Origin of the sequence: Streptomyces sp. NPDC001744 (assembly GCF_042892575.1) — a bacterium.
In the GTDB taxonomy this organism is placed as follows: Bacteria; Actinomycetota; Actinomycetes; order Streptomycetales; family Streptomycetaceae; genus Streptomyces.
Genome location: NZ_JBIAUG010000001.1, coordinates 142,712 through 166,778 on the forward strand (window position 1 = coordinate 142,712; position 24,067 = coordinate 166,778).

General features: G+C 73.4%; 25 protein-coding genes. 13 read left to right on the forward strand and 12 right to left on the reverse strand.

Going from position 1 to position 24,067, the window contains the following annotated elements; genetic code table 11:
- Positions 1–119 precede the first annotated feature (119 nt).
- The 5 genes from ACFYZY_RS00785 to ACFYZY_RS00805 all read left to right on the forward strand — a co-directional run bounded on the left by ACFYZY_RS00785 (position 120) and on the right by ACFYZY_RS00805 (position 6,842).
- Complete coding sequence (locus tag ACFYZY_RS00785) at positions 120–1,295, forward strand: sensor histidine kinase (protein WP_388688143.1); 1,176 nt, start codon at positions 120–122, stop codon at positions 1,293–1,295.
- Between the two features lie 205 nt (positions 1,296–1,500).
- Positions 1,501–2,793: a sensor histidine kinase gene (locus tag ACFYZY_RS00790; RefSeq protein ID WP_388688146.1), complete on the forward strand. Its 1,293-nt coding sequence runs from the start codon at positions 1,501–1,503 to the stop codon at positions 2,791–2,793.
- A gap of 79 nt (positions 2,794–2,872) precedes the next feature.
- The gene (locus ACFYZY_RS00795; RefSeq protein WP_388688773.1) at positions 2,873–3,544 is read left to right on the forward strand and encodes a LuxR C-terminal-related transcriptional regulator; all 672 of its coding nucleotides are present in this window, start codon (positions 2,873–2,875) and stop codon (positions 3,542–3,544) included.
- A 303-nt stretch (positions 3,545–3,847) separates the two neighbouring features.
- Positions 3,848–5,785: a 2-oxoacid:acceptor oxidoreductase subunit alpha gene (locus tag ACFYZY_RS00800; protein ID WP_388688148.1), complete on the forward strand. Its 1,938-nt coding sequence runs from the start codon at positions 3,848–3,850 to the stop codon at positions 5,783–5,785.
- Entirely contained in the window at positions 5,778–6,842 is a 1,065-nt protein-coding gene (locus ACFYZY_RS00805) for a 2-oxoacid:ferredoxin oxidoreductase subunit beta (RefSeq protein WP_388688150.1), read from the forward strand. Before ACFYZY_RS00800 ends, ACFYZY_RS00805 begins: the two co-directional genes overlap by 8 nt.
- Positions 6,843–6,857: 15 nt before the next feature.
- Here ACFYZY_RS00805 and ACFYZY_RS00810 read toward each other — a convergent pair whose 3' ends face one another.
- The 3 genes from ACFYZY_RS00810 to ACFYZY_RS00820 are packed head-to-tail and all read right to left on the reverse strand — an operon-like array spanning position 6,858 to position 12,117.
- A complete protein-coding gene (locus ACFYZY_RS00810; protein ID WP_388688775.1) occupies positions 6,858–9,035 on the reverse strand; it encodes a bifunctional serine/threonine-protein kinase/ABC transporter substrate-binding protein in 2,178 nt (725 codons plus the stop codon).
- Between the two features lie 2 nt (positions 9,036–9,037).
- Positions 9,038–11,293, reverse strand: a complete 2,256-nt coding sequence (locus tag ACFYZY_RS00815) for a bifunctional serine/threonine-protein kinase/ABC transporter substrate-binding protein (protein ID WP_388688154.1) — start codon at positions 11,291–11,293, stop codon at positions 9,038–9,040.
- Entirely contained in the window at positions 11,290–12,117 is an 828-nt protein-coding gene (locus ACFYZY_RS00820; protein ID WP_388688156.1) for a hypothetical protein, read from the reverse strand. Before ACFYZY_RS00820 ends, ACFYZY_RS00815 begins: the two co-directional genes overlap by 4 nt.
- Positions 12,118–12,476: 359 nt before the next feature.
- Here ACFYZY_RS00820 and rarD point away from each other — a divergent pair, with 359 nt between their 5' ends.
- Together rarD and ACFYZY_RS00830 are read left to right on the forward strand one after the other, a co-directional pair.
- Entirely contained in the window at positions 12,477–13,517 is a 1,041-nt protein-coding gene (rarD, locus tag ACFYZY_RS00825; protein WP_388688158.1) for an EamA family transporter RarD, read from the forward strand.
- A gap of 168 nt (positions 13,518–13,685) precedes the next feature.
- Positions 13,686–14,306, forward strand: coding sequence for a DUF4291 domain-containing protein (locus ACFYZY_RS00830; RefSeq protein WP_388688160.1), 621 nt, complete (start codon positions 13,686–13,688; stop codon positions 14,304–14,306).
- On the opposite strand, the gene ACFYZY_RS00835 is transcribed toward ACFYZY_RS00830, so the two are convergent.
- Both ACFYZY_RS00835 and ACFYZY_RS00840 read right to left on the reverse strand, forming a co-directional pair.
- Positions 14,303–14,662, reverse strand: a complete 360-nt coding sequence (locus tag ACFYZY_RS00835) for an SRPBCC domain-containing protein (protein ID WP_388688163.1) — start codon at positions 14,660–14,662, stop codon at positions 14,303–14,305. The two genes, ACFYZY_RS00830 and ACFYZY_RS00835, sit on opposite strands and share 4 nt — an antisense overlap.
- Positions 14,662–15,270: a CGNR zinc finger domain-containing protein gene (locus ACFYZY_RS00840; protein WP_388688165.1), complete on the reverse strand. Its 609-nt coding sequence runs from the start codon at positions 15,268–15,270 to the stop codon at positions 14,662–14,664. Before ACFYZY_RS00840 ends, ACFYZY_RS00835 begins: the two co-directional genes overlap by 1 nt.
- Before the next feature lie 21 nt (positions 15,271–15,291).
- Here ACFYZY_RS00840 and ACFYZY_RS00845 point away from each other — a divergent pair, with 21 nt between their 5' ends.
- On the forward strand, positions 15,292–15,759 hold the full coding sequence (locus ACFYZY_RS00845; protein ID WP_388688167.1) for a VOC family protein: 468 nt from the start codon (positions 15,292–15,294) through the stop codon (positions 15,757–15,759).
- A 232-nt stretch (positions 15,760–15,991) separates the two neighbouring features.
- Here the strand turns inward: ACFYZY_RS00845 and ACFYZY_RS00850 are convergent, their stop codons facing one another.
- The 5 genes from ACFYZY_RS00850 to ACFYZY_RS00870 form a co-directional block, all read right to left on the reverse strand.
- A complete protein-coding gene (locus ACFYZY_RS00850) occupies positions 15,992–16,426 on the reverse strand; it encodes a hypothetical protein (RefSeq protein ID WP_388688170.1) in 435 nt (144 codons plus the stop codon).
- Positions 16,427–16,457: 31 nt separating this feature from the next.
- A complete protein-coding gene (locus tag ACFYZY_RS00855; protein ID WP_388688172.1) occupies positions 16,458–17,348 on the reverse strand; it encodes a JmjC domain-containing protein in 891 nt (296 codons plus the stop codon).
- Positions 17,349–17,424: 76 nt separating this feature from the next.
- The gene (locus tag ACFYZY_RS00860) at positions 17,425–17,658 is read right to left on the reverse strand and encodes a DUF397 domain-containing protein (protein ID WP_388688175.1); all 234 of its coding nucleotides are present in this window, start codon (positions 17,656–17,658) and stop codon (positions 17,425–17,427) included.
- 285 nt (positions 17,659–17,943) lie between these two features.
- The gene (locus tag ACFYZY_RS00865; RefSeq protein ID WP_388688177.1) at positions 17,944–18,072 is read right to left on the reverse strand and encodes a hypothetical protein; all 129 of its coding nucleotides are present in this window, start codon (positions 18,070–18,072) and stop codon (positions 17,944–17,946) included.
- Positions 18,073–18,253: 181 nt separating this feature from the next.
- Positions 18,254–18,511 carry a hypothetical protein gene (locus tag ACFYZY_RS00870; RefSeq protein ID WP_388688180.1) on the reverse strand — a complete coding sequence of 86 codons (258 nt, stop codon included), beginning with the start codon at positions 18,509–18,511 and terminating at the stop codon, positions 18,254–18,256.
- Positions 18,512–18,870: 359 nt separating this feature from the next.
- Between ACFYZY_RS00870 and ACFYZY_RS00875 the strand changes: the two genes are divergently transcribed.
- The 3 genes from ACFYZY_RS00875 (at position 18,871) to ACFYZY_RS00885 (ending at position 21,083) form a co-directional block, all read left to right on the forward strand.
- The gene (locus ACFYZY_RS00875) at positions 18,871–19,698 is read left to right on the forward strand and encodes a helix-turn-helix transcriptional regulator (RefSeq protein WP_388688183.1); all 828 of its coding nucleotides are present in this window, start codon (positions 18,871–18,873) and stop codon (positions 19,696–19,698) included.
- On the forward strand, positions 19,695–19,898 hold the full coding sequence (locus ACFYZY_RS00880; RefSeq protein ID WP_388688186.1) for a DUF397 domain-containing protein: 204 nt from the start codon (positions 19,695–19,697) through the stop codon (positions 19,896–19,898). Before ACFYZY_RS00875 ends, ACFYZY_RS00880 begins: the two co-directional genes overlap by 4 nt.
- Positions 19,899–20,222: 324 nt before the next feature.
- Positions 20,223–21,083 carry a hypothetical protein gene (locus ACFYZY_RS00885; protein WP_388688188.1) on the forward strand — a complete coding sequence of 287 codons (861 nt, stop codon included), beginning with the start codon at positions 20,223–20,225 and terminating at the stop codon, positions 21,081–21,083.
- A gap of 22 nt (positions 21,084–21,105) precedes the next feature.
- Here the strand turns inward: ACFYZY_RS00885 and ACFYZY_RS00890 are convergent, their stop codons facing one another.
- Both ACFYZY_RS00890 and ACFYZY_RS00895 read right to left on the reverse strand, forming a co-directional pair.
- Positions 21,106–21,486, reverse strand: coding sequence for an integrase core domain-containing protein (locus ACFYZY_RS00890; RefSeq protein ID WP_388688777.1), 381 nt, complete (start codon positions 21,484–21,486; stop codon positions 21,106–21,108).
- Positions 21,487–21,741: 255 nt separating this feature from the next.
- The gene (locus ACFYZY_RS00895; RefSeq protein ID WP_388688779.1) at positions 21,742–22,140 is read right to left on the reverse strand and encodes a VOC family protein; all 399 of its coding nucleotides are present in this window, start codon (positions 22,138–22,140) and stop codon (positions 21,742–21,744) included.
- A gap of 93 nt (positions 22,141–22,233) precedes the next feature.
- Between ACFYZY_RS00895 and ACFYZY_RS00900 the strand changes: the two genes are divergently transcribed.
- A complete protein-coding gene (locus tag ACFYZY_RS00900) occupies positions 22,234–23,223 on the forward strand; it encodes a helix-turn-helix transcriptional regulator (RefSeq protein WP_388688191.1) in 990 nt (329 codons plus the stop codon).
- A gap of 109 nt (positions 23,224–23,332) precedes the next feature.
- A complete protein-coding gene (locus ACFYZY_RS00905) occupies positions 23,333–24,064 on the forward strand; it encodes a hypothetical protein (protein WP_388688193.1) in 732 nt (243 codons plus the stop codon).
- The last annotated feature ends 3 nt before the right edge of the window (positions 24,065–24,067 follow it).

Genomic DNA, 24,067 nt, shown 5'->3' on the forward strand with positions numbered 1-24,067 from the left:
GCCGCGCTCCGGGGGCACCCCGGCCACGTCCCCGCCGCGCCCCGGTGGGGATATCCCCCCTCCCACCGGCCCACCTCCCCCATGGTGCCGCGCGCCCCCGACCCGGCACCCTGAGGTCCATGACCACCGATCACGATCCCGCCGTCACGCCCGCCGCCTCCCCGGCGCGTCCGCGTCCCGCCTACGGGAAGGAGACCTGGAAGGAGATCGTCTTCCTCCTCTCCAACCTCCTCACGACGCTGGTGGGCTTCGTGTACGCGGTGGTGAGCGTCCTGCTCGGCGTGGGCCTCTCGGTCACCGTGGTCGGCCTGCCGCTGCTCGCCCTCGGGCTCGGCGGCGCCCGGCTGCTCGGCCGGTCGGAGCGGGCGCGGGGCCGGGCGCTGCTCGGCGTCGCGGTGCCCGAGCCGTCCCCGCTGCCCCGGCACGACGGCTTCCTGCCCTGGCTGTGGACCGCCCTGAAGGACCCGGTGGCCTGGCGGACCCAGCTGTACGGGCTGATCCGGCTGCCCTGGGGCATCCTGACGTTCACGGTCACGCTGGTCTCGCTGGTCGTCCTCTGGCCGGTCCTGCCCTTCGTGTCCCGCTGGCTGGCCAACGCCGACCGGGGCATGGTCCGGGGGCTGCTCGCGCCCTCCGACGAGCTGGAGCGGCGGATCGCGGAGCTGGAGTCGGACCGGGGCGTGGTCGTGGACACCGCCGCCGCCGACCTGCGGCGCATCGAGCGCGACCTGCACGACGGCGCGCAGGCCCGGCTCGTGGCCCTCGCGATGGGGCTCGGTCTGGCCAAGGAGAAGCTGCACGACGACCCGGAGGCCGCCGCCGCGATGGTCGACGAGGCCCACGGCGAGGTGAAGCTCGCCCTCCAGGAGCTGCGGGACCTGGCCCGGGGCATCCATCCGGCCGTCCTCACCGACCGGGGGCTCGGCCCCGCCCTGTCCTCCGTCTCCGCGCGCTGCACGGTGCCGGTGACGGTCCACGCCGACCTCCGGGAACGTCCGGCGGAGGCGATCGAGGGCATCGCGTACTTCACGGTCTCGGAGCTGCTCCAGAACGTCTCCAAGCACTCCCGCGCCCGGTCGGCCTCCGTGGAGGTGTGGCGGGCGGGGGACCGGCTGATGCTCCAGGTCCGGGACGACGGGGCCGGCGGGGCGCGCCTCGACGGCGGTACGGGGCTCGCCGGGCTCGCGGAACGGCTCGGCGCGGTCGACGGCGTCCTCGTCGTGGACTCCCCCGAGGGCGGCCCGACGACGGTCACGGCGGAACTGCCGTGGCGGGGGCGGCCGTCGGCCCGCTGACCGACCGGACGGACCCGCGACCCGGCCGGACGGACCCGCGGCCCGGCCGACCGGTCCCGTGCCCCGGCCGGACGGGGCCCGCCGACCGCCCGGGGTGGGGAAAACCCCCGTCCGCAGACGCCGACTCCCCTCATGGTCCGGCGCCCGCCGGGACGGAACCCTGGAACACATGCTCCCCGCCCACCAGCAGAGAAGGACGTCCGTCATGGCCTCTCCCCGTCTCCCCGCCGCGATCCGCGCGCCGTTCGAGGGCCGCACCTGGCGCGCCCTCGGGTACGTGCTGATCGGGCTGCCCCTGAGCGTCTGCTGGTTCTCGCTCTCCGTCTCCCTCGTCTCGGCCGGCGCCGGTCTGCTGATCACCTTCCTCGGGGTGCCGGTCCTGGCCGGGGCGCTCGCCCTGTGCCGGGGCTTCGGGGTCGTGGAGCGGGCACGGGCGCGGGCGCTGCTCGGCCTGGACGTGGCGGCGCCGGAGCCGGTGCGCGGCCGGACCGGCGGGGCGTTCTCGTGGATGGGGGCCGTGCTGAAGAGCGGGGCGTCCTGGCGGCACCTGCTGTACGCGGTCGTGCACCTGCCCTGGGCGGTGTTCACCTTCTCGGTGACGACGGCGCTCTGGGCGTGGGGCTGGGCCTTCTTCACCTATCCGCTGTGGCGGTGGGTGTTCCCCGCGTACACCGGACAGGAGGGCCTCCAGCTGTACGGCGACGGGACGCACGACTTCTTCCTCGACTCGCCCTTCGAGGTCACGGCGACCTGCCTGGTCGGCCTGGCGGTCGTGCTGGTGGGGCCGTGGGTGCTGCGCGGGTTCGTCGCCGTGGACCGGTTCCTGGTCTCCGGGCTGCTCGGCCCGTCCCGGCCGGCCTCGCGCGTGACGGAGCTGGAGTCGGACCGGGGCGTCCTGGTGGACACCGCCGCCGCCGACCTGCGGCGCATCGAGCGCGCCCTGCACGACGGCGCGCAGGCCCGGCTCTCGGCGCTCGCCACGGACCTGGGGCGCGCGAAGGAGAGGCTGGCGGAGGACCCGGGGGCGGCGGCGGTCCTGGTCGAGGAGGCGCACGGCGAGGTGAAGCTCGCCCTCCGGGAGCTGCGGGACCTGGCCCGGGGCATCCACCCGGCCGTCCTCACCGACCGGGGCCTGGACGCGGCGCTCTCGGCGGTGGCCGCGCGCTGCGCGGTCCCGGTGTCGGTGAACGTGGACATGCCGCAGCGGCCGGCCGCGGCCATCGAGGGCCTCGCGTACTTCACGGTCTCGGAGCTCCTGCGGAACGTCACCGACCACGCGCGGGCCCGGAGCGCCCGGGTGGACGTGTGGCGCGTGGACGACCGGCTGATGCTCCAGGTCCGGGACGACGGGACCGGCGGGGCGGAGCGGGCGGCCGGGCGGAGCCTGGAGGCGCTCTCCGAGCGGGTCGGGGCGGTGGACGGCGTACTGGTGGTGGACTCCCCGGCGGGCGGGCCGACCACGGCGACCGTCGAACTGCCCTGGCGGACACGCGCGTGACGGCGGGCCCCGGATGGGATGCTGGGGGCCTCATCCGAGGACCGGAACGTAAGGGCTGTGGGGCGTGGGAGAGCGGGACGTGGCGGGGCGGGTACGCGTGGTCATCGCCGAGGATTCGGTGCTGCTGAGGGAGGGGCTGACCCGGCTCCTGACCGACCTGGGGCACGAGGTCGTCGCCAAGGTGGGCGACGGCGAGGCCCTAGTGGAGACGGTGGCGGAGCTGGCCGCCGCGGGCGCGCTGCCGGACGTGGTGGTGGCGGACGTGCGGATGCCGCCGACGCACACGGACGAGGGCGTGCGGGCGGCGGTGCGGCTGCGCGGGGAGCACCCCGGGCTCGGGGTGCTGGTCCTCTCGCAGTACGTGGAGGAGCAGTACGCCACCGAGCTGCTCGCCGGTTCCAGCCGGGGCGTGGGGTACCTCCTGAAGGACCGGGTGGCGGAGGTCCGCGAGTTCGTGGACGCGGTCGTCCGGGTCGCCGGGGGCGGTACGGCCCTGGACCCGGAGGTCGTGCAGCAACTGCTCGGCCGGAGCCGCCGGCAGGACGTCCTGGCGAACCTGACCCCGCGCGAGCGGGAGGTCCTGGGCCTGATGGCGGAGGGGCGGACGAACTCGGCGATCGCGAAGGCGCTGGTGGTGAGCGACGGCGCGGTGGAGAAGCACATCAGCAACATCTTCCTGAAGCTGGGGCTCTCGCCGAGCGAGGGCGACCACCGGCGGGTGCTGGCGGTGCTGACGTACCTGAGGTCCTGAAGTCCTGAGTTCCTGAGGTCCTGAGGTCCTGAAGGACCGGGCGGCGCGGCCCCGGGCGCCCGCCGCACACCCCCGGGAATGAAACGGAACGCGATCTTCCAAATGCGCCCGGTGACGGCACAACGGGACGTCACCGGGCAAAAGGGCGTCCCGAAACCGGATCCGCGATGCGAGAAGTCCCGGGCGGTTCCCCCTTCCCGTCGTAGGGTGGGCGACGGGACGGACGGTGATCGGCCGGCCGCTCCCCGAGCCGCTCCCCGCCTCCGGCGGAGAGCCCCCCTGCGACGAGGGAGGTCCAGTTCAGTGACCAGCCAGGTCAGCAGCGAGGCCGGTGAGGCCCTGCTCGGGGAGCAGCGCGGTGCCCCGGCGACGTCCCCGCACGGCACCGGGAAGGAAGTCCGCCGGCTCGACCGGGTGGTCATCCGCTTCGCGGGCGACTCGGGCGACGGCATGCAGCTCACGGGCGACCGCTTCACCTCGGAGACGGCGTCCTTCGGGAACGACCTCTCCACGCTGCCGAACTTCCCGGCCGAGATCCGGGCCCCCGCCGGGACGCTGCCGGGCGTGTCGTCCTTCCAGCTCCACTTCGCGGACCACGACATCCTGACCCCGGGCGACGCGCCGGACGTGCTGGTCGCGATGAACCCCGCCGCGCTGAGGGCGAACATCGGGGACGTGCCGCGCGGCGGCGAGATCATCGTCAACACCGACGAGTTCGCCAAGCGCGCCATGGCCAAGGTCGGCTACGCGGTCTCGCCCCTGGAGGACGGCTCGCTGGACGGCTACCGGGTCCACCCGGTGCCGCTGACCACGCTGACCCTGGAGGCCCTGAAGGAGTTCGGCCTGCCCAGGAAGGAGGCCGAGCGGTCGAAGAACATGTTCGCGCTCGGGCTGCTGTCGTGGATGTACCACCGGCCGACCGAGGGCACCGAGGCGTTCCTGCGCCGGAAGTTCGCCGGGAAGCCGCAGATCGCCGAGGCCAACGTGGCCGCCTTCCGGGCCGGATGGAACTTCGGCGAGACGACCGAGGACTTCGCCGTCTCCTACGAGGTCGCCCCGGCCGCGCGGGCGTTCCCGGCCGGCACGTACCGCAACATCTCCGGGAACCTGGCGCTGTCGTACGGGCTGATCGCCGCCGCCGACCGGGCGGAGCTGCCGCTCTACCTCGGCTCGTACCCGATCACCCCGGCCTCGGACATCCTGCACGAGCTGAGCCGCCACAAGAACTTCGGCGTGCGGACCTTCCAGGCCGAGGACGAGATCGCCGGGATCGGCGCCGCCCTCGGCGCGGCCTTCGGCGGCTCCCTCGCCGTGACGACCACCTCCGGCCCCGGCGTGGCGCTGAAGTCGGAGACGATCGGCCTGGCCGTCTCCCTCGAACTGCCGCTGCTGGTGGTGGACATCCAGCGCGGCGGCCCGTCGACCGGCCTGCCGACCAAGACCGAGCAGGCCGACCTCCTCCAGGCGATGTACGGCCGCAACGGCGAGGCGCCGGTCCCGGTGGTCGCGCCGAGGACGCCCGCCGACTGCTTCGACGCGGCCCTGGAGGCGGCCCGGATCGCGCTCGCGTACCGGACCCCGGTCTTCCTGCTCTCCGACGGCTACCTGGCCAACGGCTCCGAGCCCTGGCGCGTCCCGGACACGGCCGAGCTGCCCGACCTGAGGACCCCCTTCGCCACCGGCCCCAACCACGCCCTGGAGGACGGCACCGAGGTCTTCCGGCCGTACAAGCGTGACCCGGAGACCCTCGCCCGCCCGTGGGCCGTGCCCGGCACCCCCGGCCTGGAGCACCGCATCGGCGGCATCGAGAAGCAGGACGGCACCGGCGACATCTCGTACGACCCCGCCAACCACGACTTCATGGTCCGCGTCCGCCAGGCCAAGATCGACGGCATCGAGGTCCCGGACCTGGAGGTGGACGACCCGGACGGCGCGTCCACCCTGGTCGTGGGCTGGGGTTCCACCTACGGGCCGATCACGGCGGCCGTCCGCCGCCTCAGGGCCGCCGGGCTGCCCGTCGCCCAGGCCCACCTGCGCCACCTCAACCCCTTCCCGAAGAACCTCGGGGAGGTGCTGGAGCGGTACGAGAAGGTCGTGGTCCCGGAGATGAACCTCGGTCAGCTCGCGACCCTGATCCGGGCGAAGTACCTGGTCGACGCCCGCAGTCACACCCAGGTCAACGGCATGCCGTTCAAGGCCGAACGGCTCGCCGCCGTCCTCAAGGAGGCCATCGATGGCTGAGCCGCGCAGTGACTCGCTCCTGAACCTGGTGCCGAAGGCCGGGGCCCCGCAGTCCATGAAGGACTTCAAGTCGGACCAGGAGGTCCGCTGGTGCCCCGGCTGCGGCGACTACGCCGTCCTCGCCGCCGTGCAGGGCTTCCTGCCGGAGCTGGGCCTGGCGAAGGAGAACATCGTCTTCGTCTCCGGCATCGGCTGCTCCTCCCGCTTCCCGTACTACCTGAACACCTACGGGATGCACTCCATCCACGGCCGCGCCCCGGCCATCGCCACCGGTCTGGCCACCTCGCGCCGCGACCTGTCCGTCTGGGTCGTGACCGGCGACGGCGACGCGCTCTCCATCGGCGGCAACCACCTGATCCACGCCCTGCGCCGCAACGTGAACCTCAAGATCCTGCTCTTCAACAACCGGATCTACGGGCTGACCAAGGGCCAGTACTCCCCCACCTCCGAGGTCGGCAAGGTCACCAAGTCGACGCCGATGGGCTCGCTCGACGCGCCCTTCAACCCCGTCTCGCTCGCGCTGGGCGCGGAAGCCTCCTTCGTGGCCCGTACGGTCGACTCCGACCGCAAGCACCTGACCGGGGTGCTGCGGCAGGCCGCCGAGCACGACGGCACCGCGCTCGTGGAGATCTACCAGAACTGCAACATCTTCAACGACGGCGCCTTCGAGGTCCTGAAGGACAAGGACCGGGCGCGGGAGGCGGTGATCCGGCTCGAACACGGGCAGCCGATCCGCTTCGGCGCGGAGAACGAGAAGGGCGTCGTGCGGGACCCCGACACCGGCGACCTCCACGTGGTCACGGTCACCCCGGAGAACGAGGCGCGCGTCCTCGTCCACGACGCCCGCGCCGCCTCCCCCACCACCGCCTTCGCGCTCTCCCGGCTCGCGGACCCCGACACCCTCCACCGGACCCCCGTCGGGGTGTTCCGGTCGGTGGAGCGGCCGGTCTACGACGCCCTGATGGCCGAGCAGCTCGACGCGGCCGTGGAGCGGCACGGCAGGGGCGACCTGGGACGGCTCCTCGCCGGGAACGACACCTGGACGGTCGTCGGCTGACGTCCGTCCGCGCGGTCAGTCGCGCTTCGCCGCCTCGGCGTACGGGCCGAGGCAGCGGGGCCTCCCGGAGCGGATCCGCCAGAGGAACAGCCCTTCGAGGGCGGACGCGGAGTTCTCGTTGGCCCGGGAACCGTAGGACCTCACCAGCCCCCGGTACGCCTTGTGCTCCTTCATGAACGCGTACGACAACGCCGCTGCCGGGGACCTCGCGTTCCTCCCGGCGGCGGTGCGCAGCGCCCGCGCCGTCCAGGACAGGGCGTCGTACGACTCCACCGCGAACCGGTCGACCGGATCCGTGGCCGCGAGCCCCCAGCGCTCGCGGTACGCGGCCGCGAACCCCTTCGCGGCCGGAATCGTGTCCGGATCGGTGTAGCCCGCCCCGAAGTACCAGCCCTCGGCGGCCGACCCCGCCACGGCGAGGAACTCCGGCCGGAGCACGGACTCGACGCTTCCGCACGGGCCCCGGTACCCCCGCTGTCGCAGGGCCCTGGCGCACAGGGCGGCCCGGCGCGGCGACCTCCCCAGGTACGCCACGCCCGTCGGGGAAGTGGCGAGCGCGTCCCGGACCGCCGGGCCGAAGTCCTCGCCGTCCGCCGCGACCCGGTGCACGGTGGTCGTACCGCCGGCGGGGGGCGATCCCTTCAGGTTCCGGGCGACGAGCCAGCTGTAGGTTCCGGCCGCCCGGTCCTCGATGACGGCGGTGCGGCCGAGACCGTGCTCGGTGAGGTAGCGACCGAAGGGCGCGATCATCAACTCGGGATAGGGCCGCAGTTCGAAGTACGTGCGCATCTCCGGCGACTGGCCCCGGATCACCCCCTCCGCGACCGTCGCCACCACGCTCAGCACCGGCACCTTCGGATCGACGAGCACGTTCGCCGCCGCGATCGCCGTCTCGGTGGTCGTCGGGCCGAGGACGGCGACGAGGGCGGGCTCCTCGAGGAGGGCGCGGGCCCCGGCGGTGGCCCGCCCGGGCTCTCCTCCGTCGTCCGCCACCCTGAGGACCAGGTCGAAGGGCCGGTCCGCGCGGGCGTTGAAGGTCTCCGCGGCGAGGCGCAGCCCGCGTTCCTGGGCGCGTCCGTCCGCCTTGCCGGGGCCGCTGAGGTCGGTGAGGACGCCGAGCGTGTACGCCGCCCTCGGCGCTCCCGTACCGCCGCCGCCCGTGCGGGTGTCCGGGTCGCGGCCGAGCAGCCAGGCGGTGAGGCCGCTCGTGGCCGCGACGGCCCCGGCCGCGCCGAGGGCCAGGAAGCGCCGGCGCGGGGGCTCCTCCGGTCCCTCCGGTTCGAGCACGGTCGGGTCGGCGACCGGCAGGTCCAGGATCCGCGAGGAGCGCCGGGCGATCAGCGCGGGCAGGCCGGGCGGCAGCCAGTCGCCCGCCGCCGGGCCTTCGTGCGGGCCGAGGGCGTCCCGCACCTCGGTGGTGCTCGGCCGGTCGGCGCCGTCCTTGGCGAGGCAGGCCGTGACCAGGGGCAGCAGCGTCTCGGGCAGGCCGTCGAGGTCGGGTTCCTCGTGGACGGTGCGGTAGACGACCGCGGCCACCGCGCCCGTGCCGAAGGGGCGCTCCCCGGTCAGCGCGTACGCGAGGACGCAGCCGAGCGAGAAGACGTCACTGGCCGGTCCGACCTCGCCGGCGCCCAGGAAGCGGGCCTGCTCGGGGGCGAGGAAGCCGGGGGTGCCAATCATCGCGTCGGTGGCCGTGAGCGCGGTCGCCCCGGCGGTCCTGGCGATGCCGAAGTCGATGAGCCGGGGCCCGTCGAGGGCGAGCAGCACGTTGCCGGGCTTGACGTCCCGGTGCACGAGTCCGGCCGCGTGCACGCCGGCGAGGGCGTCCGCGAGCCGCGCGCCGAGCGCCCGTACGGCCGGTTCGGGCAGCGGGCCGTGCAGGGCGACGGCCTCGGCGAGCGAGGGGCCGGGCACGTACTCGGTGGCGAGCCACGGTTCCCGGGCCTCCGGGTCGGCGCCGAGGACGCGGACGACCCAGCGGCCGGTGATCCGCTCGGCGGCGCGGGCCTCGCGGCGGAACCGCTCCCGGAAGCCGGGGTCGGCGGCGTGCTCGGCGCGGATGAGCTTGAGGGCGGCGAGCGCGCCGCCGGCGGACCGGGCGAGGTAGACCACGCCCATGCCGCCGGCGCCGAGCCGGCCGAGGAGGCGGTGACCGGCGATCGAGGAGGGGTCGGTCTTCCTGAGCGGCTGCACGGTCATGCCTTCTCGGGCTTGCGGGGCTCCGCGGGCGCGGGGCCGAGGAACGTGTAGGCCCCCTTCCGCACGCCGTAGAGGAAGGTGCCGATGCCGATGAGTTCGCCGTTGTCGGCGAAGGAGTAACCGCCCATGGCCCCGGTGTGCTTCCGCTTGCGCAGGGCCTCCCACAGGCCCTTGCGGGCGGGCGGGCCCTTGGCGGCGTTCGAGGAGAGCCAGGACGTGACCAGGTTGACCGCGTCGAAGGACTCGCCGGTGTAGAAGGCCGGGGCGGTGCCGTAGCGCTCGCGGTGGGCGTCGAGGAAGTCCTGGGCGAGTTCGCGGTCGGCGGCCTTCTGCTTCGTGTCGGCGGCCCGCTGGACGGGGTCGACGACGGGCGCGCAGACGTACCAGCCCTCGGCGTCCTCGCCGGCCTCCTGGAGGAACGCGGACCCGAGGACGTGCTGGCCGGTGAACCGGGGCCCGGTGAAGCCCAGCTGGTTCAGGGCGCGGGCGGCGAGGACGGCCGTGGAGCGGTCGCCGCAGTGGACGTAGGCGTCGATGCCGGCGTCGATCATCTCGCCGACGATCCGGCGGTAGTCGGTGGCCCGGCCCGGGACCACCCGGAAGTGTGGCGCGACGCCGGCCTGTTTGAAGCCGAAGCCGACTCCTCTGACGTACTGCCAGCTGTACTGGTCGTCGGTGCGTTCCTGGAGGACGCCGGGGCGGCGGATCCGCGACGGCAGCGTGGCGGCCCAGGCGAGGTAGGTGCCCGCGATGATGTGGTTCGGGATCGCGCGCAGCACGGTCGTGTTCGGCGCTCCGGACGCGCCGCGCAGGGTGAAGAGGTGGTAGCCCGCCGAGACGGTGAGGAGCGGCACGCCGGCCTCCTCGAAGGCGGGGAGCGCGGCGACGCCCGTGTCGTCGGAGGTGGGGCCGAGGACGGCGAGCACGGAGGGGTCGGAGGTGAGCCGGCGGGCGGCGGCGAGGGCGCCGGCACGGTCCCCGCGGTCGTCGGAGACCTTGAGTTCGAGGGTGAAGGGCTTGCCCCCGTGCACGGCGTTGAACCGCTCGACGGCGAGCCGGGCGCCGCGCTCCTGGGCCCTGCCGATCTCCTGCGCGGGTCCGGACAGGTCGGCGAGGACGCCGATGGCCCAGGTGTTCCGGGGCTTCGGCGCGGAGGGCTTCCCGTCGCCGGTGCCGTCGCGCCCGGAGTTCCACAGGGCGTACGCGCCGCCCGCCGCGAGCACCGCGGCACCGGCGCCGAGCAGCAGGAAGCCGCGTCGGCCGGGCCCGGCCGGGGCGGCGGGGACCGTGCCGGGCGCGGTCGGGTCGATGTCGGGGAGCGCCAGCATGGCCGCCGAGCGGGCGGCGACGTCCGCGACGACGGGGGCGGGCAGCCAGCCGGCGGGGGTGTCGGAGGTGTCCTCGGTGAGCCGGAGGGCGACCTCGTCGGCGGTGGGGCGGGCCGCCGGCTCCTTGGCGAGGCACTGCCGTACGAGGTCGAGCAGCGGCTCCGGCACGCCGTCGAGGTCGGGCTCGTCGTGCACGGTCCGGTAGAGGAGCGCGTCCGGGGCGCCCGCGCCGAACGGGGGGCGGCCGGTCGCCGCGAAGGCGAGGAGGCAGCCGAGGGCGAAGACGTCGGCGGCGGGGCCGATCTCGGCGGCGCGGGCCTCGGCCTGCTCGGGGGCGAGGAAGCCGGGCGTGCCGACGACCATGTCGGTCGAGGTCAGCCCGGTCTCTCCGGTGGCGCGGGCGATGCCGAAGTCGATGAGCCGGGGGCCGTCGACGGCGAGCAGGACGTTGCCGGGCTTCACGTCCCGGTGGACGAGCCCGGCCGTGTGGACGGCGGCCAGGGCGCGGGCGACGGCTCCGCCGAGGATCCGTACGCTCCGTCCGGGCAGCGGCCCGTGCGCGCGGACGGCCTCGCCGAGGGACGGTCCCGGCACGAAGGCGGTGGCCATCCACGGCTCGGGGGCGTCGGGGTCGGCGCCGGTCACGGGCACGGCCCAGGGGCTGGCGACCCGGCGGGCCGCCTCGACCTCGCGGCGGAAGCGGGCCCGGAAGTCGGCCCGGTCGGCCCGGTCGGCGTGGGTGACCTTCACGGCGGCGAGTTCGCCGGTGCCGGTGCGGCCGAGGTAGACGACGCCCATGCCGCCGGCGCCGAGGCGGCCGAGGAGCCGGTAGCCGGCGATCGTGGAGGGGTCGGCGGGGAGGAGGGGATCAAGTGCGCCGGGCCGGGGAACGGGCCTCGGGTCGGGCTGGGCCATCGGGCTCATGACGGGGCTCCCAACTGCTTCTTGACCCGGTCCTGCATGACGACATTGGCCCGGACCTGGGCGGCGGTGGTCTCCTCCTCGGTGTAGCCGGGGGCTCCCTTGACGACGGTGGCGACACTGACCTGCCCGACCCGGCTCTGGAACCAGCTGTAGAACTGCGGCTTCTCGAAGGCGTCGTTGAGGTACGAGCCGCGTTCGGTGATGAAGTCGGTCGTGGCGGTGCTTTCGCCGACGGTGTAGGGGGCGAGCGAGATGAGGCGGCTGATGCGTTCGCCCTCGCGCAGCTGCTGGTCGGGGCAGCGCAGCGCCTCCTCCAGGGTCTCCGCCATCTCCCAGTCGGCGTCGGTCTCGGTGCGATGGACGGTGACGGTGGCGGCGACACGCAGGGGGCCCTTGCCGCCGGCGGCCGGGATCTCGCTGTGGGCGGTGACGCTGTAGAGGACGGAGACCGGGAGGCTCGCGGCCTCCCAGGCGCAGTTCGCGTCGAGGACCGGCCAGGAGCCGGGGGCGCTGAGGAACGAACTGCGCTTGACGTACTCGGGCCCCCAGTCGTCCGGCCCCGCCACGAAGGCGAGCGCCATCCGCCGGGCGTCGGCCTCGGTGCGCGGGGCCTTCTTCGGGTCCGCGGCGAAGGGGGGCGCGGTCGGCGTCGGGGACGGGGCCGGGGCCCCGGACGTGCTCGCGCCCGGTGTGCTCGCGGGCGGTGTGCTCGCGGGCGGTTTCCCGCCGTCCCCGCCGCCTCCCGGCGAGCAGCCCGCCAGGAGTGCCATGCCCGCCGCCAGCACGGCACCGGTGCGCAGCGTTCTTCCGTACGCGTCCCCCACGATTCCCCCACGGTCGCTCGTACGATCCCCCGGCCGGTGCAGGAGATCGTACGGGTCCGTGGGTCAACTGCGCGGGTCTACAACGTCATTGAGACGCCTCGTGCACGGTGTCGTAACGCACGCGCGCCTCTTCGGCGGCCCGGACCCGGCATCCGGTCCAGCGGGCGAGCTCCCGGCCCGGCCGACCGGCCGCCCGACCACCCCGGTCGCCGTCTCGATCGGGGAGGCTCCGGACGCCTCCCGCGAGGCGCACCGGCCGTCATGACCGTATAGCGGTACGGGCATGACAACCCGCCCCGTGCGGAGCTACCGTCGGCAGAGCGGCCGGCAGGGCGGCACGGTACGGGGCGGGAGGTCCGGTGAAGAAGGACGACGAGGGACGAGCGGGACTGCTCTACGGGATCGGCGCCTACGGCATGTGGGGCCTGGTCCCGCTCTTCTGGCCGCTCCTCAAGCCCGCCGGGGCGATCGAGATCCTCGCCCACCGCATGGCGTGGTCCCTGGTCTTCGTCGCCCTCGCCCTCCTCGCGCTGCGCCGCTGGGGCTGGATACGGGAGCTGGCGCGCAGCCCGCGCAAGCTCGGCCTGGTCACCGTCGCCGCCGCCGTCATCACGGTGAACTGGGGCCTGTACATCTGGTCCGTCAACAGCGGCCACGTCGTCGAGGCGTCCCTCGGCTACTTCATCAACCCGCTCGTCACCATCGCCCTCGGCGTCCTCGTCCTCCAGGAACGGCTGCGCCCGGCGCAGTGGGCGGCGGTCGGGATCGGTTTCGCCGCCGTGCTCGTCCTCGCGATCGGATACGGGCAGCCGCCCTGGATCTCGCTCGTCCTCGCCTTCTCCTTCGCTCTCTACGGCCTGGTGAAGAAGAAGGTCAACCTCGGCGGCCTGGAGTCGCTGGCCGCCGAGACCGCCGTCCAGTTCCTGCCCGCCCTCGCCTACCTGGTCTGGCTCGGGACCCGGGGCACCCTGGCCTTCGGCGCGCACGGCGCCGGCCACACCGCGCTGCTCGCCGCCACCGGCCTGGTCACGGCGGTCCCGCTGGTCTGCTTCGGCGCGGCGGCGATCCGCGTACCGCTGTCGACGCTCGGGCTCCTCCAGTACCTCGCGCCGACCTTCCAGTTCCTCCTGGGCGTCCTCTACTTCCACGAGGCGATGCCCCCGGAGCGGTGGGCGGGCTTCTCCCTCGTCTGGCTGGCCCTGACGATCCTCACCTGGGACGCGCTGCGCACGGGCCGCCGCAGCAGGGCGGCGGCCGAGGCCGCGGCGGTCCAGGCGGCCGCGGCCGGGGCGACGGGGGTGGGGACGCCGACGGGGGCCGAGACGGGGGCCGGAACTCCGGCGGAGGCCGAGGCGCCGACGGGGGCCGGGACTCCGGCGGCCCCGACGGACCGGGGGTGACGGCGGTACGGCTCCGGGCGCGGGCGGCCCTGGGCACGGGCGGTCCCGGCCGGACGGTTCCGGTACGGGCGGTCCCGGCACGGGCGGCCCTGGCCGCCGTCGGCCGGAACGGCTCCCGGCCGGAATAATCGATGGCCCCGCCCGGGGACTTCGCCCACCCTGAGGCGCATGGAAGAACCGGAAGAGCCGGAAGAGCCGAGGTGCCGCGTGCGCGCGGTCCACACCGCCCGTACCGTCACCGTCCACCAGGCGTACCCGCCCGCGATCGGGCTGCCGACGGCGCGGGAGGGGCGGTTTCCGGCCCTCTGGAAGCGGGACCGCATGACGTGGATCAAGCCGTCGTTCCTGTGGATGATGTACCGCTCGGGCTGGGGCACGAAGGAGGGCCAGGAGACGGTCCTCGCCGTGGAGATCACCCGCGAGGGCTTCGAGTGGGCCCTGCGGAACGCCTGCCTCTCCCACCACGACCGCGGCCTCCACCCCGACCGGGACGCGTGGCGGCGGGAGCTGCGGAGCGCCCCGGCCCGCGTGCAGTGGGACCCGGAGCGGGACCTGCGCCTCCGTCCGCTCCCGTACCGCTCGCTCCAGCTCGGCCTGTCGGGCGAGGCGGTCCGGCGGTACGCGGACGAGTGGACGGTGTCCGTCACCGACGTGACCCCGCTCGCCCACCGCGTCCACGCGCTGGTCCGGGCCGGTGACCTCGACGGGGCCCGCGCGCTGCTCCCCCGCGAGGAGCCGTACCCGGAGCCGGAGGGGTTGCTGGACCACCTGCGGGTCCCCGCCCCCTAGGGGGCGAGGGTCCGCGCGATCTCCGCCGTCACGGCCTTCCAGTGGGCGCGCCGGCGCTCGCGTTCCTCCGCGTCGGCCAGGTGTTCCTGGTGGAAGCGGAGGACGGTCCGGCCGTCGCCCGCCGGGGAGACCGTGACCTGGAGGACGGTCCCGCCGTACGAGAGGCGGACCCGGTCGCGGGGCCGGAGGCTCCGGAGGGCGGGGTCGCCCGCCGGGGGCAGCGAGGCGCCCGGCCCGAGCCACAGGGCCAGGCCCCCGGGAGAGACCAGGAAGTCCCAGACGGCCGCCACGGGCAGGGGCAGGGTCTTCGAGACGCCGATCTCCCAGCCGGCGTCCCGCGTCAGTCCCACGGGCATCACGTTTCTCCTTCCGAAGGGGTGCGGGACCGGTGGGCCCGCACCTTGTGGCGGTTGCCGCACCGGTCCATCGAGCACCAGCGGCGGTGCCCGGGACGCGAGGTGTCGGCGAAGAGCAGGGAGCAGTCGGCGGCGCCGCAGACCCGGATCCGGTCGGCGTACGGCCCGGTCAGGAGGTCCACCGCGTCGCGGGCGAGCGTCGCCAGGAGCCCGGCCCCGGTGGCGCCGGGGGCCCACGCGCGCGTGCCGTCGGCGGAGATCAGGGAGGCGAGGGGCGCGCCGGTGGCGGCGGCGTTGACCACCGCCAGTTCCCGGGGGGCGTACGGCCTCCCCTCGGCCCGCGCGAGGGCGAGGCCCCAGAGGGCGTCCCTCGTTTCCCGTACCGCCGCCAGCTCCGCGCCGGTGACGGTCAGGTCCGGGCCGGGGGCCAGCCGGCAGTTCCGCACCCAGGCGAGCAGGCCCTCGGCGCGGTCGAGGACTTCGTACCGGGAGGCGACCGGGCCGGGACCGCCGGTGAGGAGCAGTTCGAGGCAGAGGGCGCCCGCGTCGAAGCGGAAGGTCTGCCCGTCGTGGTGCGAGAGGGTCATTCCGGTGGCGGTCCGAGGCATGTAACCACTATAACTGGTTACATGAACGCACTGCACTGGAAGCTCGTCCTCGACGCCGCCGACCCGCACGCCCAGGCCACCTTCTGGGCGGGCGCCCTCCGCTACCGGGAGGAGGACCACAGCGGCCTCGTCCGCCGCCTCCTCGACCTGGGCGCCGCCCCCCTGGAGGCCACGGCCACCGTCCACGGGGGCACGGAGCGCGAACGCCTCGGCTGGCGCGACCTCGCCGCCGTGCGCCACCCGGACGACCCCTACGACGAGGCCACCGACACGGGCCGGGGCCGTCGCATCCTCTTCCAGCGCGTCCCGGAGCCGAAGACCGCCAAGAACCGCCTCCACCTGGACCTCCACACGGAGGAGGGCACCCGCGACGAGGAGGTCGCCCGCCTGCGCGGCCTCGGCGCGACGGTCCTGCGGGAGGTGGACGAGCCGTCGGGGTCGTGGGTGGTCCTGGCGGACCCGGAGGGGAACGAGTTCTGCGTCCAGTAGGGGGCGGGGGGGCCACTGGTGCGCTGTGTTCAGCGGGCCGGGATCGCGGTCGCTCTCCTTCGCCCCGGCGTCCCGCACGGCAGTCAGCAGCTCCACGCGGGGAAGCCGACGCGTGTTGCCGCAGAGGCGCACGGCCGCTCCCCGGGCCCGGAGACGCGGGAGCCCCGCCCGTGCGTCGCGGGGGCGACGCGCGGACGGGGCAGCAGGGGTGTGCGGTGTGGCGAGGGCCGGTCTACCCCATGCCGTACGGGCACACGTCACCCGCCCCGCGCGGGCAGGCGATCACCGCGCGGGACACGTACTGGCCGGTTTTCGACCAGTAGCCGTACACGGCGTCCCTCGCCCGCTGCACGGTCGGCGTGTCCCCGGTGGCGAGGATGGTGGTCGTGGCCATGAGACTTCGCCGGCCACCTTCCAGACGCTCGAAAACGGGGTGGTGCTCTTCATCCAGAGGCGGGTTCTGCGTCAGCTCGCCTTCCAGCCACGCCACCGCCCTGTCCACCCCCTCGGGGCCGTACGCGAACGTGTCGGCCACGTGTGTGGCCGGACGCCGCAGCCAATGCGCGATCTCGATGGGCGGATAGTTGACCGGCGCCGTTCCACGGCGGATGTCCGCGTCCGAATGCTTCCGCCCCGTGTACGCGTACGCGTGCCAGTGAGCTGTCACGCTCGGAGCGTACGAGCCGGGGGACCCCTCTTCACGCGACACCCTTTGCCGTCCTTCGAACGAGTCCGGCCACGTCGTCGGGTGTCATCGTGAGCAGCGCTCCGAGCAGGTACGTGCGCGCCCGCTCGATGGCGGAGCCGGGGGCGTCGAGGAGTTCGGCGGGAGGGACTTCGGCCCGTAGCGCGGGGTCCACGAGCGCTTGTGCCAGGACCTCGGCCGCTACGCGCTCGGCGAGCCAGTGCCGCGTCCGTTCCTTGAGCGCGACGGTCAAGTGGAGCGAAGTCTCCTCGCCCACCGTGTACGGCGCGTGGATGTAGCCGCGAGGGAGCCACAGGACACGGCCCGGCTCAAGGGTGATGGTCTGCGCCGGCGGAGTCGTGGCGAGCCACTGCCATTCCTCGCGCGTGAACCCCCGCTCCTCGAACGCCCCGTGCTCGCCCATGGGGTTCCGCACGACCGGCGGGTGGAGCGGCCACGCCTTCCGGCCCGCTACCTGAATGATCAGCGTTGCGTACGGGTCGTAGTGGTACGTGAGCCCGTGGCCGCCGGGCGGGGTCATGTACGCGTTGATGTGGACGCGGCAGCCGGTTTCCTGCCGGATCTCGTCACGCAGTCGGCTGACCGCCGGTTTGAGTGCTTGAAGATCCCGGAGGGTGATCGTGCCGCCCTGGTCCAGGTGCGCGCGGATGGCTCCCGGGCGGGGCATGTCGCCCGAGACGTACGTCTCCCGGCCGATGATCTCGCCGTCCTTCAGCAGCACGACGTTTCGGGCGGCGAGGCAGTGCGCGTCAACGAGCGCATTGACCTCGGCAAGGGTCAGCAGGTGCGCGAACGAGTTCGGGTCCCGCTCGGACAAGAGGGGTTTGCCCGGCCACCGGGTCAAGACCTCGGGCACATTGTCGACCAGGTCGGACAAGGGCATCGGTTGTGCTCCCTGATATCTGTGGAAGGGGCAGCGGGGCCCGCACCCGACCGGTACGGACCCCCGTGGTGCCGCGTCAGGCGGACGCGCTGCGCTTGCCGGACATCCACGCCTCGGCGAACGCGGTGATCTCCGCCTCGCTCATGCGGAGCTGCCGCCCCGCCCCCTCCGGCTTGCTGTCGCCGAGGGCGTAGCCGCCGCCGGCCAGCTCGGCGAGGGTGAGGCAGCTCTCCGCGTTGGAGGTGCCGCCGGCGCCGCCGCAGAGGGCCGCGAACTCGCCCGTGATCTCGCTCTCGTACAGGTGGGGCATTACCGTTCTCCTGTCTCTGTCACTGATAGGGACTCCGCCCCGCCCTCCGTGATGTCCGGCGAGACCGTCGGAGGGCGGGGCTCAACCGTTCTCCGGCTCGGGCCCTCCCCGTGGGCAGGGACCGGACCGAGGAACGGAGTCGGTGAGCGGGCTCCGTCCACGTCCGGGAGGGACGTAGGGGGAACCCGTGGTGCGGCCCCCGTGCCCGGTGTGGTCCGGGCGGTTCGCAGGACTGCACGGCCCCGCCCGTGTGGACGGGGAAACCTGTAGGACGGCGCGCTACCCCTACGCCATGGGCAGCAGCCGGGCCACGGTGTCGACGTCCGCCTGGTCGTCGTCCTGGTGCTCGTCGGCGTCCGGGCCGGACACCCGGTCGGTGTCGCCCGTGGTGCTGATCGTCGGCTCCTCGGGCACGGGCTCGGTGGGTGTCGAGCCGGTCCGCGGTCCGCAGGGCCTCGCCCCGGAGCCACCGCGGCGCCGGCTCCGGAGAGGGCACCCGGAAGAGCCCGAGCAGCCATGGGGCCCCGACCGGTGCCGTACACCGGGCCCTCCGCGCGGACCTCGGCCCGGTAGGCAAGAAGGCGTGCTTCCCCGGTCATGCTCGCCCCTCGCGCCACATCACATAAGGCAGCTCGACGACTCCGGCGTAACCGGTGTGCTCGGGGTGTTCACGCAGGTGCGCGAACGTCCAGTCCTGCGCCGCTCCCGGGTCTGTGACCGGCTCGCCCTCGGCCCCGCACTCGGTGTCGTCGTCGTTGAGCGTCAGGCACCGGAACCGGTACGTCACCGGCGGGGCGTCGTCGTCCCGGTCGGCCCGTAAGGTCCAGTTGACCAGCGCCAGTACTCGGCTCACGGCTGCGCACCCGGCACGGGCGTGGTGAGCATTCGGATACGGACCCACTCGGCTTCCGTGGGCGGACGTAGGTCTCCGGCCACTGCGGTCCACTCCTTGCCTCCGCCGGGGGGACGCAGACACAGACAGCCGTCGTCGTCGGCCACCACTCTTCCGAGCCGCTCCTTTCCGGTGAGGGTGTCCACCACGAACGCCCCGAGGCCGGGCCCGGACTCCGCCGGCTCGGGGCTCGGACCGGACATGCTCTCGACCACCGTCACTCCTCTCCGTAGCGCTTCCACTACTAGGGGTCATCAGCGTGGCCTAGACTCGGGGCCGTTCAACGTGGCAAGACAGGACGGCAGGTTGGGAGCACGGCCGTGAACCGTAAAGACTTGGACCCGGAGTCCTCGCCGCAAGCTGCGTTCGGGGCACGTCTGCGCAGGCTGAGGGAAGAACGGGGCTTGTCGCAGGAAGAGTTGGGCGTGCCGATGGGGTATTCAGGGACGCATATTTCGGCAGTCGAAACTGGTCGCAAGATGCCGACTCTTCGGTTCGCGCGACGTGCAGACAGCGCGCTTGAGTGCGGGGACACGTTTGAGCGCGAGTGGCGCGAGATGCGGCAAGGGGCGCTCCTGGAGGGGTTCCCCGAGTACGTCGAACACGAGGGAACAGCCGTAGAACTGCGTCTGTTCGACACCGGAATCGTGCCGGGCCTGCTCCAGACACCGGAGTACGCGCGCTGCCTGGCGGACAGCAAGGCCCGACGGGGCGCCATAACGCACGAGCAGGCTGATGAGTTGGTGGCGTTCCTCGTGGAGCGGCAAGCCACGCTCACCCGCCCTCGTCCGCCGATGCTGCTGGTCGTGATGGACGAGAGTTGCATCCGCCGCCGAGTGGGCGGCCCCGGAACGATGGGGGCGCAGCTCGACCACCTACTGGAATTCGCCCAACGCCCGAACACCGTCCTCCAGATCGCACCGTTCGAGATGGGCGAGCACCGCGCTCTCTACCTGCCGACGAACCTGTTGACCATGCCGGACATGACCGTGATCGCCTATGCGGAGTCACAGATGCGGGGGTACCTGGAGCGCGACCCGTCAACGCTGCTCCCCTTGTTGACGGCCTACCATCAGTTGCAGGCCGAAGCCCTCTCGCAGAGCGCGACGGTCGAATTGATCCGTGAGGCACGAAAGGGCTACCCGTGACCGAAACCCCGCAGTGGTTCAAGTCCTCCCACAGTGACACTGGCGGCAACTGCGTAGAGGTCGCCCGCAACCTCGTGCCAACCCTCGGCGTCATTCCTGTCCGCGACTCCAAGGTCCCGAGCGGCCCCGCTCTGTCCGTACCGGCCGCCGTGTTTTCCGCGTTCATCGAGAGCGTCAAGGACGGCCGGCTCACAGTCTGAAACAACGGATACCCCACCCCGCCACCCGACATGGGAGCAGGGCGGGGCGTCGTCGTACTCACCGCCCTGGCTCCGTGCAGCCGATGCAGCGCATGCGCGCCCCCTCGGTTTCGTCGCCCCGGCGCTCGTCGCGTCCGCCCCGGACTCGGGCCCGGAAGCCCTGCGGGCCGGGTGGGAGGCTCCCTCGCGGGGCCGGTACCGCACGCACTTCCGCCGTGGGGTCGGTGGGTGCGCACGTCCTCGCCGGGCCGGGCCGAACCGGTCCGGCGAGGGGTTTTCCCGGCCGCGCCCACGCGGCGGACGGGCCGTCCCTACAGTGGGGCGATGACCTCGGCGACCACTTCCCCGCTCGTACTCCACGGCCTCCTCGGACGGCGCGCCCGGCTGCGCTCGGGAGAGCTGTTGCTCGGGTCGAGACGCGAACTCCGGCGGATACCCGTGGCGGCGATCGAGCGCGTGGAGGTGCGCGGCCCCGGCGGGCGCACGCTCGCCGTCGTGCTGACCGGGCAGGAGCCCGAGACCGCGCGGACCCACGCGCTGACCTCCCTCGGGCCCGGCGCGGTGAGGCGTTTCGCCGCCGTCCTGCGCGAGGCGCTGCCGGTGCGCGACGGGGCCGAGCTGCACGTCTCCGGCTCCGCCCTGGTCACCACCGAGCCCCTGGACCGTCCGGGCCTTCCCGCCGTCCGGCCGGGCGTGGCCGTCGCCGCCGCGTTCTTCCTGGTGATGGCGGCGCTGCTGGTCACGGAGGACTGGACCGGGGCCTTCTGCTGGCTGTTCGTCCCGATGACGGTCGGCGGCGGAGTCGCCCTGGCCGCCCTCGGGGGGAAGCCCGTCCGCGAGGGCTGGGTCCTGGCCGTGCGGGGGATCACGGTGGACGGGCACCGGAAGAACTCCGGGTCCGTCGACCGGGGGGACCCCGACGCGCTGTACGTCTACCTGTTCACCGACGCGGAAGGGGCACCGGGCGTGTACCGGGGCTCGAACGGGGGCCGCGACGAGGAGGAGATCGTCTACGACCCGCGGAACCCGGGCGTCAACCAGCTGCGGCGCCGCAACGCCGCCCAGCTCGCCGCCGGGCTGGTCGTCCTGCTGGTCCTCGCCCTTCCCCTGCTGGCCGGCGGCACGGCCCTCGGCCTGACGGCGCTCGCCGACCTGTTCGGCCTGACCACGTACACCCTCTTCTAGTTGTGGTGTCCCGGGGCCTTGGTCACGCGAAGTCCTCGAAGGTGAGCTGCCGCGGGATGTCCGCGAGTGGTTCGGGCGGCTGGTCGAAGGCGATCCGGTAGTCGCTCCCGGCGGCCCGGCTGATGGGCGGTCGGCCACCGAGCGCGGCGTGCGGCCGCTCGTGGTTGCAGTAGTGCGCGAACTCCGCTAGTGCGACGCGGCGTTCACGCTCGGTTGTGTCGTCGCGGACGTACGCCCACTCGCGGGAGAGCGTCCCGTTGCACCTCTCCGCCTTCCCGTTCGCGCACGGCGTGTACGGCCTCGTCCGCTTGTGCTTCGTACCGGTCGCGGCGAGCGCTCCGGCCCAGGTCGTAGACCGGCAGCACGCGCCGTTGTCGGTGAGGCGGCGGCGGATCGGTGTGATGCCGCGGCGGCGAAGAAGGCAACGGCCCGGTGCCGGAAGGCGACCGCGGTGACGGCCTTCTCATCGTCCGGGGCCTCGGTGCGGGCGAGCCGGGAGTGGTCGTCGAGCGCCGCATGCGGGTACGTGTATCCGGCCTTGCCGGTGCCGGTGCGTTTGGGGGTGCGGGCGGGACTGGTGGCGCTCCTGGACTCGGCGGCCGCGTTCACCGGGAGCCCCGGGATCTCGGGGCTCCCGCACGGACGGCTGTGCGTGGCGTCAGCGTGCGAACTTTTCGATGGCCTCCGGGGTGACGGGGGTGAAGAAGTTGACGAGGTTGCCGTCGGGGTCGCGGAACAGCAGCGACCGGTTGCCCCAGGGCATCGTGGTGGGCTCGTTGACGAAGTCGGTGACGAAGCCGGTCAGGTTCTGGTGAACGCGGTCCACGTCGTCGACGAGGAACTCGGTGATCACGCTGTGGTTGTCCGCCGGGCGGGCAGAGCCCGGGGCGAACAGCGGGACGGTGCGGGTGCCGGCGATCGCGAGGGTGGCGCCCGGGGTCTTGAGTTCGGCGAAGTCCTCGGTGACCCACGTCGCCCGCATTCCTGTGGCTCGCTCGTAGAACTCGACGAGACGCGCTACGTCGCTGGTGATGATGCGGATCGAGACGAAGTCCATGGGGATCTCCTTGGCCGTGCTGGAGGCGTGCACGTCGCAGGCTAGGAGAAATAGCGGACAGAATCGGTCCTGTATTCGCGTTAGGTTGTGTACATGCCTCGACCCACTGGCCGCGTGCTGACACTCCTGGAGCTGCTGCAGTCGGGCGGCACCCGGACGGTGGCCGAACTCGCCGACCGGCTCGGCGTCGAAGGGCGCACCGTACGGCGGTACGTGGACCAGCTGATCGACCTCGACGTGCCCGTGGAATCGGTGCGCGGCCGCTACGGCGGGTACCGGCTCGCCCCCGGGTACCGCTTGCCTCCGCTCGTGCTCAGCGACGACGAGGCGCTGGCCGTGCTCCTCGGCCTGGTCGCCGGCCGCCGGGCAGGGCTGACGACGACGCAGCGCACGGCGAACGAGACGGCATCGGCGAAGATCCGGAGGGTGCTGCCCCAGCACGTCGCCCGCCGGCTCGACACACTCCTGGAATCCCTCGCCTTCACCGAACAGCCCGGAGAGTTCGACACCCCGGACGCCGGGGTCCTGCTCACCATCGCCGATGCGGTGCGCCACCGCCGACCGGTCTCGATCCGCTACACCGACCGCGACGGAGGGCGCAGCGAGCGCACCCTGCACGCGTACGGGATCGTCGCCCATGCGGGCCGGTGGTACGTCACGGGCGAGGACGCCCGGATCGGCGAGGACCGAACCTTCCGGCTCGATCGCATCGAAGACGCGCGGACCCTGCCCGGCTCATTCGAAGCACCGGCGGGTCCCGGTCCGGCACAGCGCGTGTTGTCGGGCTTCGCCACGGCCGGGTACCGGCATGAGGTGACCTTGCGGATCCACGGGACGGTCGAGCAGATCCGCGCCCGCCTTCCCGCCGGCGTCGCGAGCCTGGAGGAGCACGAGCCGGCGGCGGGCCAGGACCGGGCGACCGAGCGCTGGCTGCGCGTCGAGCTGCGGGCGGAGCGGCTCGACTGGTTGCCCCCGGTACTCGCCTCGCTCGACCGGCCGTTCGTCATCGAGCGCCCCGACGAACTGCGCGACCTCGTCACCGCGCTCGCCGATCGCCTCGCGTCCTGCGCCCGCCGGGCCTGACCGCGAGGAACCAAGGTCATGAGAGGGCACAGCCAGTCGGGCGACCGGAAGGAAAGGGACGTTCGTTTAATCGGATGTGCGTACGGCGCGGGGTTGTTAGGTTCGCCGTGTGCCCAAGCTGAATCAGATCATCGCCGTCGAAAAGGGCGTCAAGTCCAAGGCCCTCCAGGAGCTCGCCCAGGCCCACCAGGACGTGCAGAAGCCCGCCCTGCTGGCCGGCATCTCCCGGACCTACCAGCCCAAGGACGAGGAGGGCGAGCAGTTGCCGCCCGAGTCCACGCGGGTGCAGGTCAAGGCCGAGGACGCTCTGCGGGCCACCGCCGGGACGCTGACGCGGCTCTTCGACGTGACCGCGACGAAGGACTGGGCGAACCGGTCCGCGGTCGCGGACGTGGTGGTCGACGGTACGGTGCTGCTGCCCCAGGTGCCCGTCACGTACCTGCTGTTCCTGGAGAAGCAACTCACCGACCTGCACGCCTTCGTGCGCAAGCTGCCGGTGCTCGACGCCTCCGAGTCGTGGAACCTGGACCCCTCGACGGACTCGTGGAAGACGGACCCGGTGCGGACCATCCGCACGAAGAAGGTCCCGCGCAACCACGTGAAGGCCGAGGCCACGGAGAAGCACCCGGCGCAGGTCGAGGTGTACTACGAGGACGTCCCGGTCGGTTACTGGACCACGGTGAAGTTCTCCGGCGCGCTGCCCGCCCGGCGGGTCAACGAGCTCCTCGATCGCGTCGAGAAGCTCCAGCAGGCCGTCAAGTTCGCCCGCGAGGAGGCGAACAACACCGACGTCACCGACCAGCGGGTCGGCGACGCGGTATTCGGCTACCTCTTCCGGTAGCCC

Excerpts from the sequence above, each read along its gene's own strand:
- ACFYZY_RS00785 (WP_388688143.1), top strand. The coding sequence starts at position 120 with ATGACCACCGATCACGATCCCGCCGTCACGCCCGCCGCCTCCCCGGCG.
- ACFYZY_RS00790 (WP_388688146.1), top strand. The coding sequence starts at position 1,501 with ATGGCCTCTCCCCGTCTCCCCGCCGCGATCCGCGCGCCGTTCGAGGGC.
- ACFYZY_RS00805 (WP_388688150.1), top strand. The coding sequence starts at position 5,778 with ATGGCTGAGCCGCGCAGTGACTCGCTCCTGAACCTGGTGCCGAAGGCC.
- ACFYZY_RS00815 (WP_388688154.1), bottom strand. The coding sequence starts at position 11,293 with ATGAGCCCGATGGCCCAGCCCGACCCGAGGCCCGTTCCCCGGCCCGGC.
- ACFYZY_RS00830 (WP_388688160.1), top strand. The coding sequence starts at position 13,686 with ATGGAAGAACCGGAAGAGCCGGAAGAGCCGAGGTGCCGCGTGCGCGCG.
- ACFYZY_RS00835 (WP_388688163.1), bottom strand. The coding sequence starts at position 14,662 with ATGCCCGTGGGACTGACGCGGGACGCCGGCTGGGAGATCGGCGTCTCG.
- ACFYZY_RS00840 (WP_388688165.1), bottom strand. The coding sequence starts at position 15,270 with ATGCCTCGGACCGCCACCGGAATGACCCTCTCGCACCACGACGGGCAG.
- ACFYZY_RS00845 (WP_388688167.1), top strand. The coding sequence starts at position 15,292 with ATGAACGCACTGCACTGGAAGCTCGTCCTCGACGCCGCCGACCCGCAC.
- ACFYZY_RS00855 (WP_388688172.1), bottom strand. The coding sequence starts at position 17,348 with ATGCCCTTGTCCGACCTGGTCGACAATGTGCCCGAGGTCTTGACCCGG.
- ACFYZY_RS00860 (WP_388688175.1), bottom strand. The coding sequence starts at position 17,658 with ATGCCCCACCTGTACGAGAGCGAGATCACGGGCGAGTTCGCGGCCCTC.
- ACFYZY_RS00885 (WP_388688188.1), top strand. The coding sequence starts at position 20,223 with ATGACCTCGGCGACCACTTCCCCGCTCGTACTCCACGGCCTCCTCGGA.
- ACFYZY_RS00895 (WP_388688779.1), bottom strand. The coding sequence starts at position 22,140 with ATGGACTTCGTCTCGATCCGCATCATCACCAGCGACGTAGCGCGTCTC.
- ACFYZY_RS00900 (WP_388688191.1), top strand. The coding sequence starts at position 22,234 with ATGCCTCGACCCACTGGCCGCGTGCTGACACTCCTGGAGCTGCTGCAG.